The organism is Arthrobacter sp. ISL-85 (assembly GCF_018613675.1).
Taxonomy (GTDB): Bacteria; Actinomycetota; Actinomycetes; order Actinomycetales; family Micrococcaceae; genus Arthrobacter.
Genome location: NZ_JAGGPQ010000006.1, coordinates 23,425 through 37,163 on the forward strand (window position 1 = coordinate 23,425; position 13,739 = coordinate 37,163).

Sequence of the window (13,739 nt, forward strand, 5' to 3'; positions counted from 1 at the left end):
AGGCACCGGTGACCGCTCCAGCAGCGGGCACCGGGCCCTCCCGGGCAGTCGCAGACGACGGTGACGTTGCCGGCCTGGGCAAGGCCCGGGCCATGGCCTTCCTGGCACCGGCCCTGCTCCTGATCTCCCTGTTCCTCGTCTTCCCCGCACTGTGGACGCTCTACCTGGGTCTGACGAATTACCGCCTCAGTGGCTCAGCGGCGAAGAACCCGCAGTTCGTCGGCATAGACAACTACATCAATGCGCTCTCAGACGACAGGTTCTTCAACTCCCTGGGGCTGACGCTGATCTTCGTGTTCGGGTCTGCCGTCATTGGACAGTCCGCACTGGGGTTCGCCATCGCCTGGACCATGACCCGGGTCAGGAAATCGGTACGGGCCGTCGTCGAATTCTTCGTGCTGCTGGCCTGGATCATTCCCAGTTCGGTCACCACCTTCCTGTGGTACGCGCTGCTGGACCGGAGCGATGGAACGCTGAACGCGATGCTCTCCACGGGCAACACTGCGTGGCTGCTTGATTACCCGCTGCAGAGCATCATCGTTTTCAACACCTGGGTGGGCACAGCGTTCTCGATGCTCCTGTTCAGTTCCGCCCTGGCTTCCGTCCCGCCGTCCCAGCTCGAGAGCGCGCGCATGGTCGGCGCCGGCGCATGGGCACAGTTCCGCGACGTGGTGTTCCCGCACATTCGTGGACACGTCCTGACCAACACGCTGCTCATCACGCTCTGGACTTTCAACACCTTCACCCCCTACCTGCTCACGGCGGGCGGACCCGATGACCGCTCCAACATCCTGCCGATCTTCATTTACCGGCTGGCCTTGAACGACGGAGCACTCGGGCAGGGCTCGGCGATCTCCCTGATCATGATCATCATCAACCTGGTCATCGCCACCGTTTACCTGCGTCTTCTGAAGGAGAGGAAATCATGACCGCCGTGACTGGCTCCAAGCGAACCGCTCAGGGCGAGAGCCGGCAGATGCTGGGGCACTTCCTCGGGCTGATGGGCAAGAGCGTCTTCACCGCCTTGGTCCTGGCGTTCTTCGTCATACCCGTACTGTGGCTTGTCTTCGCACCGTTTGACGCCCATCCCGGGCTGAACGTGAAGCTGCCGGAGTTCACCTTCAACAACTTCAAGATCCTGTTCGAGAACCCGACCGCAATCGCTTCGCTTGGCAACTCCCTGATCCTGGCCCTCGGCTCGATGGTGGTTGTGCTGGTCCTCGGGTCACTGGCTTCCTACTCGTTGTCGCGGGTCAAAATACCCGGCCGCGACCTGCTGCTCTACACCCTGCTGCTGCTCTCGTCCATCATCACGGGCACAGCGGCCATGGTGCCCACCTTCCTGTTGATGGTGAAACTGGGGCTCATCGACTCCCAGTTCGGCGTCATCCTTGTGCTCAGCGGCGGCATCCTCCCAACAGTGATCTTCATCCTTAAGGACTTCATGGACTCAACCCCCAAGTCCTACGAGGAATCGGCCCGCCTTTACGGTGCCAAGCCCTTGCGGATCCTGTGGGACGTCGTCATTCCGCTGGCCCGGCCCGGCCTCGCCACCATCGCCGTGTGGGCTGTTGTCCAGGTTTGGGGCAACTTCCTGGTTCCGTACATCCTGCTGCGGTCGCCGTCCAAGTCGCCCGCGTCCGTGGTGATGTACACCTTTTACACGGAAGGCGGCCAGCCCAACCTCGCACTGATTTCCGCCTTCTCACTGCTCTTCTCAATCCCCGTCGTCGCAATGTACTTCGTCGTCAACCGGCGTTACGGGTTCCGCTTCCATGGAGGTATCAAAAGCTAATGGCCAGCATCACCACCCGCTCCCTGATCAAGGAGTATCCCGGCGGAGTCCGCGGCGTGGACGAAATGGACGTCACGATCCACGACGGCGAGTTCTTCGCCCTGCTGGGCCCCTCCGGCTGCGGCAAGACCACCTTGCTTCGCACCATCGCAGGCCTGGAAAAATCCACTTCCGGCAGCATCAAGATCGGTGACCGGGAAGTGACCAACATGGAACCGGGACAGCGCCGCGTGGCCATGGTGTTCCAGGACTACGCGTTGTTTCCGCACATGTCCATCGCCGATAACATCGCCTACCCGCTGAAGATCCAGAAGGTCGCCAAGACCGAACGCCATTCCAGGGCCGAAGAAGTAGGTGACAAACTGTCCCTTCAGGGTTTGCTGGAGCGCCGGCCCGGTCAGCTTTCGGGCGGCCAGCAGCAACGCGTCGCCCTGGCCCGGGCGGTGACCAGCCGCCCCGACGTCTTCCTGTTTGACGAACCCCTGTCCAACCTGGACGCCCGGCTCCGGCTCGAGGCCCGGACGTTCCTGAAAAAGCTCCAGCTGGACCTCGGCGTCACCACTGTCTTCGTCACCCACGACCAGGCCGAAGCACTCGCCCTGGCCGACCGGATCGCGATCATGCGATCGGGCAAGATGCAGCAGCTGGGAACGCCGCGGGAAGTGTTCCAGCGCCCGGCCAACACCTTCGTCGCCTCGTTCGTTGGCTCAACCTCCATGAACCTGCTCAAGGGCATCGTTAGTGACCACACCGTGATGATCGGCCGCCAGCGCGTGCCGTTGCCCACGGATGCCGTGGGCAGGGTGGGCGATGGCCAGGAAGTCACGTGGGGAGCCCGGCCGGAATACCTGGGCGTCTCCTTAGGCGCGGCCCCCGGCAGCCTCGAAGGAACTGTCACCGTGTCCGAGAACCTGGGCGCTTCCGCCTTGATAACGGTGGAACTGGCGGAGAGCGGGGAACCGGTCCAGGTTGTGGTCAGTGAGGACCATGAGCCTCGAATCGGAACACGCCTATGGGTCACGTTTGAGCCCCGGCGGACGCTGTTGTTCGATGCTGAAGGTCTGCGGATCGGAGACTGACGGTGCGCATCAGCCGGATGCTGACCCCGGAGGACCGCGCAGGGAACCTCTACTTCGACGTCCCCTTCGAGCTGGGACGCTGCGAATCTTTGGAAGTGCTCCTGGACTACGACAGGTCCCGGGCCGTTATTGACCTGGGCTGTATGGGTCCCGAGGGGTGGCGGGGTTGGTCCGGCGGAGCCAAAAAGCGCTTTGTGATCAGCAGGACCGCGGCGTCCACGGGCTACTGCCCCGGTGAACTTGAATCCGGGGTGTGGAAGGTGGTGCTGGGCCTTCACCAGATTCCGGCTGAGGGCGTCACGGTCGAGTTGACCATCAATACCCCGGCAACAGGGGGAGTGGAAGCCGAGCCTTCCGCCCCCGCGCCGGTCAGCACTGTCCCGGCCAGCCGCCGTCGAAATCTTCCTGCCGCCGCAGGGATGCGGTGGCTTGCCGGGGATTGCCATGCGCACAGCCTCCATTCCGACGGCAGCCTCTCCCTCCGGCAGTTGGCGGGAGAGGCTGCACGGAACGGGCTGGACTTCCTGGCCGTAACGGACCACAACACGGTCAGCCACCATCCACATCTGCAGGGCGTGGGCCAGGAATATGGCATCGCGCTGCTGCCCGGACAGGAAGTCACCACGGTCCGGGGCCATGCGAACGCTTACGGCCGCGTCAATTGGGTGGATTTCCGGCGCCACCCGGACGCTTGGCTTGACCAGGTTGAAGGCGAAGGCGGATTCCTGTCCATCAACCACCCGGTAGCAACTGATTGCTCGTGGCAGTGGCAGTTGTCGCGGAAGCCTACCCACGCCGAGATCATGCATGAGACCTGGCTGCCCAACCGGCGCGATACCAGCATCTGGGCTTGGTTGAGCGCGTGGGGCGAGCCCGTCATTCCGCTCGGGGGAGGGGACTTCCACCGTCTCGAAGACGGGCATCCCACGGGGTTGCCCACCACATGGGTGCAGTCCGCGGACCCCTCCGAAGAAGGACTCCTGGCTGCGCTCAAGACTGGGCCGACGGCCCTCAGCATGGGCATCGACGCGCCGCTGCTGCTGCGCGTCGACGGCGAACTGGTCGCCATCGACGCCGAAGGGACCATCTTGGTGGACTTCGATGGCCGCCGGCAACTTATCCGCGACCCCTATGCAGCCATCGATGCCAGGGGGGCCGGACCGTACCGGCTCGAAACGTCGGACCGCCGGATCCTCGCCCTCACCACGTAGATATCAGCACGTAGGCATCCGCCGCGTGGGGGCCGTAGGACGTCCCCATTCACGAATGCAGATACGCCCCGCCTCTGGTGAAGCGGGGCGTATCTGTCGGGTGGTTACTTGCGGGAAGTGAGACGCAGTGTGCGTATTTCCCACGGATCAAGCTCGAACTTGTACTCACCGTCAGCCTGTTCCGATGCCAACGCCCTGCCCGTCAGGTCAACCGTGGATACTTCGCTGAAGGGGCCGGTAACGACGCCTCCGGTGGGCTGCTCGGCCAACAGCACAAGACGGATTTCGACGTCGTTGCCTACCTGGCGCATGCTGCTCAGCCGGATGCCCTCACCCCTGAGCCGCAGTCCTTCTGTAGGTTCCGGGACAGCGGGGGCCGGGGTTCCCCGGCCGCGGACGGCCAGGCCGGGAGCGTTGAAGTGGTCAGTGAGCCGAACCGCGTCCGCATTGCGATAACCCTGCGCGGAGGCCATAACCGCAAATTCGACGTCCACGAGGGTTCCTGCTTCTTCGGCTCCCGGGATGGGGATCTCTGAGGCAGCCGGTTCGTCACGCAGCGGGTGCACGTTGACGCTGATCGATCCCACGGCGCGCAGCAGTGTGAGCGCCAGTTCCTTTCCATCCACCACCTCATACTCGGTAGCGTCATGCAGGAGCACTGTGGCAGGTCCAGCGGACACGAAGGTGTAGGCGGGAAACGTCGGAAGCGGAAATTCGCCCCCTCCCCCCTCGGCGGTGAGTGAACGGGTGGTAATGCAGAACTGCCCTTCCGATGCGGAAGATTCAACGGCGCTCGGGAGCGGGATGTGCATCCTTAGCCGGTGGTCGGCTGCCTCATTCGTGAACTGGACCCGAAGACGAACAAACGGTTCACCGCGGCGCAGCTCCACGAACGTGTGGACCGGAACGTCGACATGCTCGTTGTCCCGGCTCCCCATGCTGCGGTCGAGGGAACGCGGCCACGAATAGTGCCTGGTCACCTTGACTACTGTGCGTACCGGTCCGCGTTCAACAACCTCCATGGCCACCCGGGAAGGTTCAGTGACAATGCTGTCCAACGCCGGAGGGCCGTAGTTGTAGCTGTCACCGCAGTCCCCGCCGTCAACCAGCCTGCCGATACCGTGCAGGACGGTGCCGTCCACCCCGGTCAGGGTAATTTCCCCATCCGCGCCGATGCGCGCTGAAATGAGTCCGTTGTTCAAGATGCCGTCATGGCAGGTGATGTGCTCCGGTTCGGGGCGTTCTGCCTGGAAGACCCTGAAAGGGGTAATGCCCATGGCCGCGACGGGGACATCGACCAGTACCCGGCGCCTGGGTTGGGCGACGATCCGAACTTTCCAGTCGCCCGGGTGTGCCTCGACGGCAGCTGCCAGTTCGGCCTTGAACGCGACGACGTCGAACACCGGCACTGACGGCACCTCCGCCACATCGAACTCAAGTGAATAGGGCGCCACGCGGTACGTCTCGATGAGCTGGCCGAACAATTCGCGTCCGTGGATCCGGTTCATCATGCGCTCCACCAGGACGGAGGCGTCCATGGTCTCGTCACCGAGCATGGTGGGTGCGTGCCCGGTTTCCTGCACCGGCAGCATTGTGCCGTCGCCGGTCATGGCGGTCACGGGCATTCCCTCCGCCGGAGCAGGCACGTCGAGTTCGACAACGACGTTGCGGTCCGAGGGCAACGTGTTGAACGCGACGAACGCGTCGCTGGGAATGCTTCCGGCCACCGAAAGGGCCACCTCGTTGCGGGCGGCGCGGGCAATCTGAGCTGCTTCGTGCAGCCGGGCCTCTACCTGGTCCACCGTTTCATCGGTGCCGGAGCCCACCACGGAGTCGTGCGCGGTGGACTCGATGATGCGGCGCCAGGACATGCCGATGAATGGTTCAAAGTCGACTCCCATGTGGGCCGCTGCCAGCCGTTCGGCGTCAAGGACCATGCGCTCGGCCGTGGCCATCGCGATCTTGAGGTTGCGGCGGATCGAGAAGACGCCCGGAAGGATGTTGCCCCGGGCATGGGAGCGAAGTTCACCGCGCACTGCCTCCAGGCCTTCGTCCCCGGGGTCGAAGGCCGACACGTACTCTTCCAGCGTGCCGACCCGGATGGGGAAGGCGGGCGAATCGTACGTGTCCACGTGGCGCATCAGTGCCGTGTCGGGCGGCATGTGATCGGTGCCAACCATTCCAAGGATGGGGTCGCCGCGGTATCGATCGGCGGTTTGTTGCCTGTATTCCCCTAACGCGTGCGGGATGTGTTCGGGAATGGCGAGGAGGTCCAGGGCGCTGCCGTATCCGTCGAAAAGGTATTCCACCCGGACGGATGATCCGTCCAGCGCTTCCCACCTGAAGGAATGCCCGGAAACTTTGGCCGGCACTCCGCGCCAGAGGCAGGCGTGTGCAATGCCGGCCCGGCTCAGGATTTGCGGCATTTGGGCGACGTGGCCGAACATGTCGGGAAGGTATCCCACGTTCATGTACCCGCCCAGCCGCCGGGCGCCCGCCATGCCCATTTGGAGGTTGCGGATGATGGTCTCGCCCGAGCACAGGAATTCGTCCAGCAGGATCTGCCACGGACCCAGTGCCAGCTGGCCGCTGGCAACGACGGCGCGGACCCTTTCTTCGTTCTCAGGCCGGATTTCCAGGTAGTCCTCGATCGCGGCGGTCTGGCCATCAAGGGTGAACCGGAACCTTGAGTCTTCCTCGGCCATCTTCAGGACGGTGTCGAACATCTGGACAAGCTTGAAGCGGAACACCTGGAAAGGTTCGTACCACTCCCGGTCCCAGTGCGTGTGGGGCACCAGGACGATGCCGGTCTCCTCCGCCCGGCTCATGCCGAGACCGACTCTCCGCCAATGGAGACCTGCAGGGAATCGGCCAATGCTGCTGCGATCATCTGGGCGACCCTGACGTCTGCCTCCCCTTCGGCGATCCCGGTGGGAGGCTTCTCCTGGCCGTCTGCCATGCGGTGGAATGCGACGAGTTCCTGCTCAAACGCTTCCGTGACGTCCTCGAACAGGCAGTCGGATACCCCGGCCCCGGCCTTCTCTGTGATCTGCAGCGTGGTGGGGGCGTTGAGGAGATAGGGGACGGTGAATTCCAGTTTTCCGCTTCCCGTGGTGTGGTGGACGGTCACGCTTTCGCGGTACACGGGGTAGTCGGCCATATAATGCCAGTTGAAGTGCACGCGGACCCCCTCGGCAGCTGTCGCAGCTATTTCGATGGACCCGGGATCGTCTTGTTCTGCCCAGTAATGGACGGCATCAACTGCCTGCAAGGGGCCTACCAGCGCCCGGACCACCGCGATGTCGTGAATCAGGCTGCCGAGGATGACGTCGGAGTAGAGCCGCCGCAGCAGGCCGGGGCTGTCTTTACCCAGAGCTGCATCCAGCTTTTGTTCATCGGCTTCCACCAGCCCGGACAGCACGTCGGCGGGGACGTCCCGGGCTCCCGGGTGGAGGTTAGCGAAGGCCAGCTGCGCGGATCCGGCGGGGTGGAGCACCTCCACGTTGACGAACCGCGTGTCTTTCAGGCCTGGCAACCGCTCTTTCAGGGTCAGGACGGCGGGGTCGTACTCCTTCATGTAACCAAGCAGCAGCATCGGCCTGCCCTGCCCCTGCTCCGCTTTGCGCAGCAGTTCGATCTCCCCGAGGGAGAACGCCAGTGGCTTCTCGCAGAGCACCGCGACCCCTGCTTCAATGCACTGCAGCGCCGGCTGGCCGTGGGATCCCGAGGTCAACAGCACGACGGCGTCCAGGTCCTCACCGTCCAGCATGTCGGTCAGGTTTTGGTACTGGTGCTCGGCCGGGATGCCGTATTGGGCGCCTACCCGGTCAAGCAGGGCGGGGGAGAGGTCGGCCATAGCAGCAAGGTCGAACAGATCCCATCGCCTTGTGATCAGGGGCAGGTGCACGGACTGGGCAACGGCGCCGAGTCCCACAACTCCGATTCGAAGCAAAGTCATTAGGGGATCCACTTTCTGAGTACGTTGCGGTTGATGGCATGGTGCTTGTCTGCAAGATCGGGATCGTCGTCCGGCTGGGGTATGGAGTCCTGCTCCACCACCAGCCATCCGTCGTAGCCTGTCCGCACGAGGCCGTCCATGAACCCCTCCACGTCCAGGTCGCCGTCGCCCAAGGGCACGAAAGCTTTCCCGGCCCAGACATCAAGCATGTCCCCTTTGTCCCTCACTACGGCGCGCAGGACGTCGGCCCGGGCATCCTTGATATGGACGTGGTTGACCCGTTCACCCCACAGCCGGAGGCTCTCCACTGGATCCCCGCCGCCAAGAATGAGGTGGCCGGTGTCCAGTGTGAGGCCGACGTCCGTGAGGTCAAGGAATCTTTCGATTTCCTCCGGCGTTTCCACGTGGGTGCAGGCGTGGTGGTGGAACGTGGGTTCAAAACCGCGGTCCCGGACAAGGCGTGCCGCGGTGGCGATGTTTCGGGCCAAAGTGGTCCAGCCGTCGATGTCGAGGGCCACGTCCGTGCCTCCCCCCGGATTTGCCCGGCGCCGGTCGGAACCGCTGTCGGCCAGCGTCGGCAGCGGCGGGTGCTCCTGCAGCCCATCAGTGGCTTCTTCAAAGACGTCGAGAGCTGCCGAAAGGGAGGGGATGGCTGCAGCAAAGGCGTGGTCGTCAGTAAAGGGAAGATCGATCCAGCCTCCGGCGAGGGATAGGCCGTGCTGCTTCAACCGGCGGCGGAGTTCGCCGTCCCGTCCGAGAAATCCGACGGGCCCCAAATCGATCCCCGTATACCGGTGCCTGCTCAGAACCGCGCAAACCTCGTCAGGGCCGGGCAAACGTCCTCCAGCTGTTGCGCCTAAGTCAAAGACGCCAAAACTCACGGGTGCACCCGCAACTCCGATCAAGGGAAACTCCTCGCAAGGCCGAAAGGCAAAATCATGCGGTCCCGGTGAGCCGGCAACTTAGGCGGCCGAGGGGGGACCATACCTCGACAAAAGTAATCTAGCCCACACCCGGCACTAAATCAATTTAGTTGAGTAAGAGGGTCGCCGCACCCGTTGAACACAAACCGGGGCACGGGTACTGTGGGCCGACAACTCATCCTCGCCGCGGGGGCGCCCATGGGCGGCAATTCGAATAGCAGCATTGACTACGAATTCCTGACTGTCGGGGGCGTGGCGGGGACCCTCGGGAGGTCACGGACATCCTGCACGACGTACGCTTCCCCGCTGGTGGTGGGGCAACCTCGACCGCAGGACGCTGGACGTTCGAGCAGGACGGGCCTGAAACGGTGGTCACCGACGAGTGGCGGGTCAGCGGGGCGAAAACGCAGGTGTGTGCCGCCGTCGAACCTTCCGTGGTGCTTCCGCTGCGAGTAAGCGCACTGGATAAAAGTCTCTGGCGGTGTGAAGCCGGGCGAACTAGGCTCTCACGCATCACCCGCCTGTGAAGGGAAATAATGATGAAAGTGAGCCACATTCCCCTGCGCCTGGCCACCGGAGCGTTCATTTTGAATGCCGGCTACAGCAAGCGGAACCTGGACAAGGACAGCGCCGCCCAAATGCAGGGCATGGGAGCCAAGGTGTACCCGCAGCTGGCCCGGATGGAGCCGGAAACGTTTGGAAAGCTGCTCAGCTACGCCGAGATGACCTTGGGCGCAACACTCCTGGCGCCGTTCGTGCCCAGCAAGCTGGCGGGGCTGGGCCTTGGCCTCTTCTCCGGATCCCTTCTCACCATGTACCGAAGAATTCCGGAAATGACGTTGGAGGACGGGATCCGGCCAAGCCAGCAAGGCACCGCGCTGGCGAAGGACGTCTGGATGTTCGGAATTGCCCTCGCGCTGATCTTGGACCGGAACCGCGTAAAGGGCTCCTCCCGAACCCGACGTTATCGCGCGTTTGACAGGACGAGGGGTGCGCAGCTGTTGCGCGGCAGGTAGTCGGCCTTAACCTCGATGCGCCGGGCCCCATCGGGCAGCTTCCCGTGCATCCGCCCGAGCACCAGTTCGAGGGCGTGAACTGCAAGCATATCGAGGGGCTGACGAATTACGCTCAGCGGGGGAGTGGTCAGCTCAGTCCAGGGGTTGTCGTCAAAGACGATGAGGGAAAGCTCGTCAGGAATCCCGATGCCCGTTTGGACGAGCCTGCGGACTGAACTTTGCACTTGCGCCGTGTTGGCAACGATGAGCGCCGTAGGCGGCTGACGCATCGCAAGCAATGACCCCACGGCGTCTCCTCCGGCATCCCCTCGAAAAGGTACGTCGCGGACAAGCGTGGGGTCCACAGGTAGGGACGCATGTTGGTGGGCGGCCTTGTAGCCGTTCACCCTGGCGCTTCCGGTGGATGTGGAGAGCGGGCCCGTGATCAGCCCGATCCGGGTGTGGCCGAGGCTTATGAGGTGCCCGGTTGAGCGTTGTGCCGAGTCGAAGTTTTCAATGCTCACGACGTCCACGTCGTCGAGCTCTTCGATGGCGCGGTCGATGAAGACGACGTTGACGCCGAGGTCCCGCAGCCGCCGCCATTTTTCGATGTTTCCCCCGGTGGGAGTGGCAATGACGCCACTGACGGAACGGTCCAGCAAGGTGTCCAGCGAGTCTGCCTCCAGATGTGGGTCCTCCTGGGTGGTCATCAGCACCACCTGGACACCGTGGCTGCGCGCTTCCCAGACAATCCGGTCCGCCAGCCGGGCGAAAAACGGATTCGAGAGGTCGGTGACCACCAGTCCGATGGTGAGTGCATGTCCGGCGCTCAGTTCACGCGCGGCCGCCCTGGGCCGGTAACCCAGGTCATCGATGACCCTCAACACCTCTTGCCTTTTCGCGGGCGCCACCGGTCCAGAATCCGGGTTCAGCACCCGTGAGACCACGGAAACGGACACTCCCGCAGCAGCCGCCACATCGCGAATAGTAGGCGCTTTGCGCACCGCTCCTCCTTGAGACCAAGACCCTCGTCGTTACCTTCGCCATTTCTTCAGCCCGTCTTGTTTCATTACGCCGGGCTGGATGGTGATCGTTGACACAGCTTATCAGCGGCTGGTACAAAAGTGGAACCGGTTCCACTCCGGACAGTTTTCCTTACCAAACACGACAAAGAAGTCATGCCATCCGGCGAGCCGGAGGCGCTTTCTTTGGCCAAGCATCCCTAAGAGAGATTCCCGTGAACCTTCATAAACTCCTCAGCGAGCGCGAGCAGCAGTCCCGTCCCATCCGCGTTGGGCTGATCGGCGCCGGCCGCTACGGGACCATGTACCTGGCCCAGGCCAACAACATTCCCGGCATTCATGTGGTTGCCATTGCAGACATCAACGTCAAGCGGGCCGAAGGGGCCTTCGAACTTGTCGAATGGCCGGCCGCCCAGGTAGCCCCCGATATCGCCACAGCCTTGAGGAACCGCTCCACGGCCATCATCGCCAACGCCGACGAATTGTTCGACGCCGACATCGACGTCATTGTCGAAGCCACCGGTAACCCGATCGTCGGCATCAAGCACGCTTTGAAGGCGATTGAAACCAAAAAGCACATCATCATGGTCACGGTCGAAGCTGATGCCCTCGCCGGCCCCGCCTTGGCCAAGCGCGCAGAAGAAGCGGGCGTGGTCTACTCCATGGCCTACGGGGACCAGCCGGCCCTCATCATGGAACTCGTCGACTGGGCCCGCACCAGCGGCTTTGACGTCGTCTGCGCCGGCAAGGGCGCAAAGTACCTGGAGCACTACCACGAGATGAACCCGGACAACGTCTGGGACAACTGGGAGTTTTCCAAGGAACTGACGGACTCCGGCCAACTCAACCCCTACATGCACACCTCATTCCGTGACGGGACCAAGGCGGCCATTGAGATGGCAGCGGTAGCCAACGGCGCAGGGCTGGCTCCTTCCGATTCCGGCCTCAGCTTCACACCCGGCAACGTTGAAGAAATCGCGACCATCTGCCGCCCTGCCGCCATTGGTGGTTCGCTGGCCCACGAAGGAAGCGTAGACGTCATGTCCAGCGTCAACCGCGACGGCAGCTGGATCAGCCACAACACCCAGGAAGGCGTCTTCGTCGTCGTCAAGGCAACCAACGACTACGTCTCGGGCTGCTTCAACGAATACCCCTGGCACCCGGACCCCACCGGGCAGTACGCAGCCCTGTACCGCCCCTACCACTACGTCGGCCTCGAACTGAACATGTCCATCGCCAACGCAGTCCTTCGCGGCATCCCCACCGGCGGCCCGGTCGGCTTCTATGGCGATGTGGTCGCCACCGCCAAGAAAGACCTCAAGGCCGGCGAATTCCTTGACGGCGAAGGCGGCTTCACGGTCTGGGGCAAGCTGGTCTCCGCCAAGCACTCGGTTGCCACCGGCGCTCTTCCCGTCGCGCTGGCCCACCATGTAGAGCTGCGTAATGATGTGCCCAAGGGGGCCACCGTTGGTTGGGAGGATGTCATCATTGATGACTCCCTGTCCCAGGCGCTGGAACTCCGCCGGGAAACCGAAGCGCTCATCAACACCCCGGTCACCGTCTCCTAAGTGTCCCCTGGCTTCAAGCCAAACCCGCGGCAACGGGCGGCTCCGCCCTGTCTGCCGCAGCACCGCATCCTTCCAATGAAGAAAGGCATCGAATGAACCTCAACACCCGCGCCATCACCGGGGTACTGGCAACCAGCCTGGCCGCCGCCCTGCTGTCCGGCTGTGCAGGCGGAACCCAGGCCGGCCAGACCGGCCCGGTGGCCAAGATCCAGCTCTCCATCCCCGATCCGCTGACCTCCTCCGTCGGCGTGACCGCCCAGCACTTCGCGGACCAGGTCAAGAAGGCCTCCAACGGTTCCGTGCAGGTCACCGTGGTGCCCAACGGCACGAGCTTCAGCGGAGACCAGAATGCGGCCGTCACCCGGCTTCAAGGCGGATCGCTCGACGGGCTCATCCTGTCCACCTCCGTCTACGCCTCAGTGGTGCCCGAGATGAACGGCATCAGCATCCCCTACCTCTTCGCGGACACAAAGGAAGAGGCAAAGTTCCTCGCCGGCGAACCCGGGAAGGTCCTCAAGGACAAACTGGCCGCAAAGGACACGGTGGCGCTCTCCTTCCTGACCCGGACCGGCCGCGAGATCACCAACTCCGTGCACCCGATTGAACAGCCGTCCGACCTGAAAGGGCTGAAGATCCGGGTGCCGGGCAACACGCTCTGGACCGACTTCTTCGGAAAGCTGGGCGCGAGCCCCACCACCATGGCCTTCTCGGAAGTCTTCACCGGCCTGCAGACCGGAACCATCGACGGCCAGGAAAACCCGATTGAGGTTCCTTGGACGAATAAGTTCTCCGAGGTGCAGAAGTACGTCTCAATGACCAACCACATCAACGACGCCTGGGTGCTGGCCCTGTCATCGAAGAAGTGGGATTCGCTGACGGATGACCAGAAGAAGGCGCTCAACGCTGCTTCCGAGGAGACGGCAACCTTCAAAACCGGCTATGACGACGAACAGTCCAAGAAGCAACTGGATGAACTGACTGCCAAAGGCATGAAGGCCAATGAGCTCAGCGCATCCGGACTCGCCGAGTTCAAGGCCGCCTCCGAAAGCCTTTACCCGGAGTTCTCCAAGCTGATCGGCAAGGAATTCTTCGATCAGGCCATCGCCTTCGCTGGCAAGAAGTAGCCAGTACGGGTGGGAGCCCTCCGGCGGCTCCCACCCGTACCAACACTCCACTCCCCACCGAAAT

General features: G+C 63.2%; 11 protein-coding genes. 7 read left to right on the forward strand and 4 right to left on the reverse strand.

The window, feature by feature from the left end; all coding sequences use genetic code 11:
• Window positions 1-8: 8 nt before the first annotated feature.
• Genes J7I84_RS05045 through J7I84_RS05060 form a run of 4 tightly spaced genes read left to right on the forward strand, consistent with a single transcriptional unit; the run spans window position 9 to window position 4,085 of the window.
• Window positions 9-929: a sugar ABC transporter permease gene (locus tag J7I84_RS05045; protein ID WP_311381068.1), complete on the forward strand. Its 921-nt coding sequence runs from the start codon at window positions 9-11 to the stop codon at window positions 927-929.
• Entirely contained in the window at window positions 926-1,795 is an 870-nt protein-coding gene (locus J7I84_RS05050) for a carbohydrate ABC transporter permease (RefSeq protein WP_214941472.1), read from the forward strand. The genes J7I84_RS05045 and J7I84_RS05050 overlap by 4 nt, the downstream gene beginning before the upstream one ends.
• The gene (locus J7I84_RS05055; RefSeq protein WP_214941475.1) at window positions 1,795-2,874 is read left to right on the forward strand and encodes an ABC transporter ATP-binding protein; all 1,080 of its coding nucleotides are present in this window, start codon (window positions 1,795-1,797) and stop codon (window positions 2,872-2,874) included. Before J7I84_RS05050 ends, J7I84_RS05055 begins: the two co-directional genes overlap by 1 nt.
• A gap of 2 nt (window positions 2,875-2,876) precedes the next feature.
• A complete protein-coding gene (locus J7I84_RS05060; RefSeq protein ID WP_214941478.1) occupies window positions 2,877-4,085 on the forward strand; it encodes a CehA/McbA family metallohydrolase in 1,209 nt (402 codons plus the stop codon).
• A gap of 104 nt (window positions 4,086-4,189) precedes the next feature.
• On the opposite strand, the gene J7I84_RS05065 is transcribed toward J7I84_RS05060, so the two are convergent.
• Genes J7I84_RS05065 through J7I84_RS05075 form a run of 3 tightly spaced genes read right to left on the reverse strand, consistent with a single transcriptional unit; the run spans window position 4,190 to window position 8,879 of the window.
• Window positions 4,190-6,913 carry a glycoside hydrolase family 38 C-terminal domain-containing protein gene (locus J7I84_RS05065; RefSeq protein ID WP_214941481.1) on the reverse strand — a complete coding sequence of 908 codons (2,724 nt, stop codon included), beginning with the start codon at window positions 6,911-6,913 and terminating at the stop codon, window positions 4,190-4,192.
• Window positions 6,910-8,043 carry a Gfo/Idh/MocA family protein gene (locus tag J7I84_RS05070; protein ID WP_214941484.1) on the reverse strand — a complete coding sequence of 378 codons (1,134 nt, stop codon included), beginning with the start codon at window positions 8,041-8,043 and terminating at the stop codon, window positions 6,910-6,912. The genes J7I84_RS05065 and J7I84_RS05070 overlap by 4 nt, the downstream gene beginning before the upstream one ends.
• Entirely contained in the window at window positions 8,043-8,879 is an 837-nt protein-coding gene (locus J7I84_RS05075) for a TIM barrel protein (RefSeq protein WP_214941486.1), read from the reverse strand. Before J7I84_RS05075 ends, J7I84_RS05070 begins: the two co-directional genes overlap by 1 nt.
• Window positions 8,880-9,505: 626 nt before the next feature.
• Here J7I84_RS05075 and J7I84_RS05080 point away from each other — a divergent pair.
• Window positions 9,506-9,982 (forward strand): hypothetical protein, encoded by a 477-nt coding sequence (locus tag J7I84_RS05080; protein ID WP_214941824.1) that lies wholly within the window; start codon window positions 9,506-9,508, stop codon window positions 9,980-9,982.
• Here the strand turns inward: J7I84_RS05080 and J7I84_RS05085 are convergent.
• Entirely contained in the window at window positions 9,931-10,965 is a 1,035-nt protein-coding gene (locus J7I84_RS05085) for a LacI family DNA-binding transcriptional regulator (RefSeq protein WP_214941489.1), read from the reverse strand. The two genes, J7I84_RS05080 and J7I84_RS05085, sit on opposite strands and share 52 nt — an antisense overlap.
• Window positions 10,966-11,198: 233 nt before the next feature.
• Between J7I84_RS05085 and J7I84_RS05090 the strand changes: the two genes are divergently transcribed.
• Together J7I84_RS05090 and J7I84_RS05095 are read left to right on the forward strand one after the other, a co-directional pair.
• Window positions 11,199-12,551: a Gfo/Idh/MocA family oxidoreductase gene (locus J7I84_RS05090; RefSeq protein ID WP_214941492.1), complete on the forward strand. Its 1,353-nt coding sequence runs from the start codon at window positions 11,199-11,201 to the stop codon at window positions 12,549-12,551.
• 92 nt (window positions 12,552-12,643) lie between these two features.
• Window positions 12,644-13,675 carry a DctP family TRAP transporter solute-binding subunit gene (locus J7I84_RS05095; protein ID WP_214941495.1) on the forward strand — a complete coding sequence of 344 codons (1,032 nt, stop codon included), beginning with the start codon at window positions 12,644-12,646 and terminating at the stop codon, window positions 13,673-13,675.
• Window positions 13,676-13,739: the final 64 nt, after the last annotated feature.

Excerpts from the sequence above, each read along its gene's own strand:
- J7I84_RS05080 (WP_214941824.1), top strand. The coding sequence starts at position 9,506 with ATGAAAGTGAGCCACATTCCCCTGCGCCTGGCCACCGGAGCGTTCATT.
- J7I84_RS05095 (WP_214941495.1), top strand. The coding sequence starts at position 12,644 with ATGAACCTCAACACCCGCGCCATCACCGGGGTACTGGCAACCAGCCTG.
- J7I84_RS05050 (WP_214941472.1), top strand. The coding sequence starts at position 926 with ATGACCGCCGTGACTGGCTCCAAGCGAACCGCTCAGGGCGAGAGCCGG.
- J7I84_RS05055 (WP_214941475.1), top strand. The coding sequence starts at position 1,795 with ATGGCCAGCATCACCACCCGCTCCCTGATCAAGGAGTATCCCGGCGGA.
- J7I84_RS05070 (WP_214941484.1), bottom strand. The coding sequence starts at position 8,043 with ATGACTTTGCTTCGAATCGGAGTTGTGGGACTCGGCGCCGTTGCCCAG.
- J7I84_RS05065 (WP_214941481.1), bottom strand. The coding sequence starts at position 6,913 with ATGAGCCGGGCGGAGGAGACCGGCATCGTCCTGGTGCCCCACACGCAC.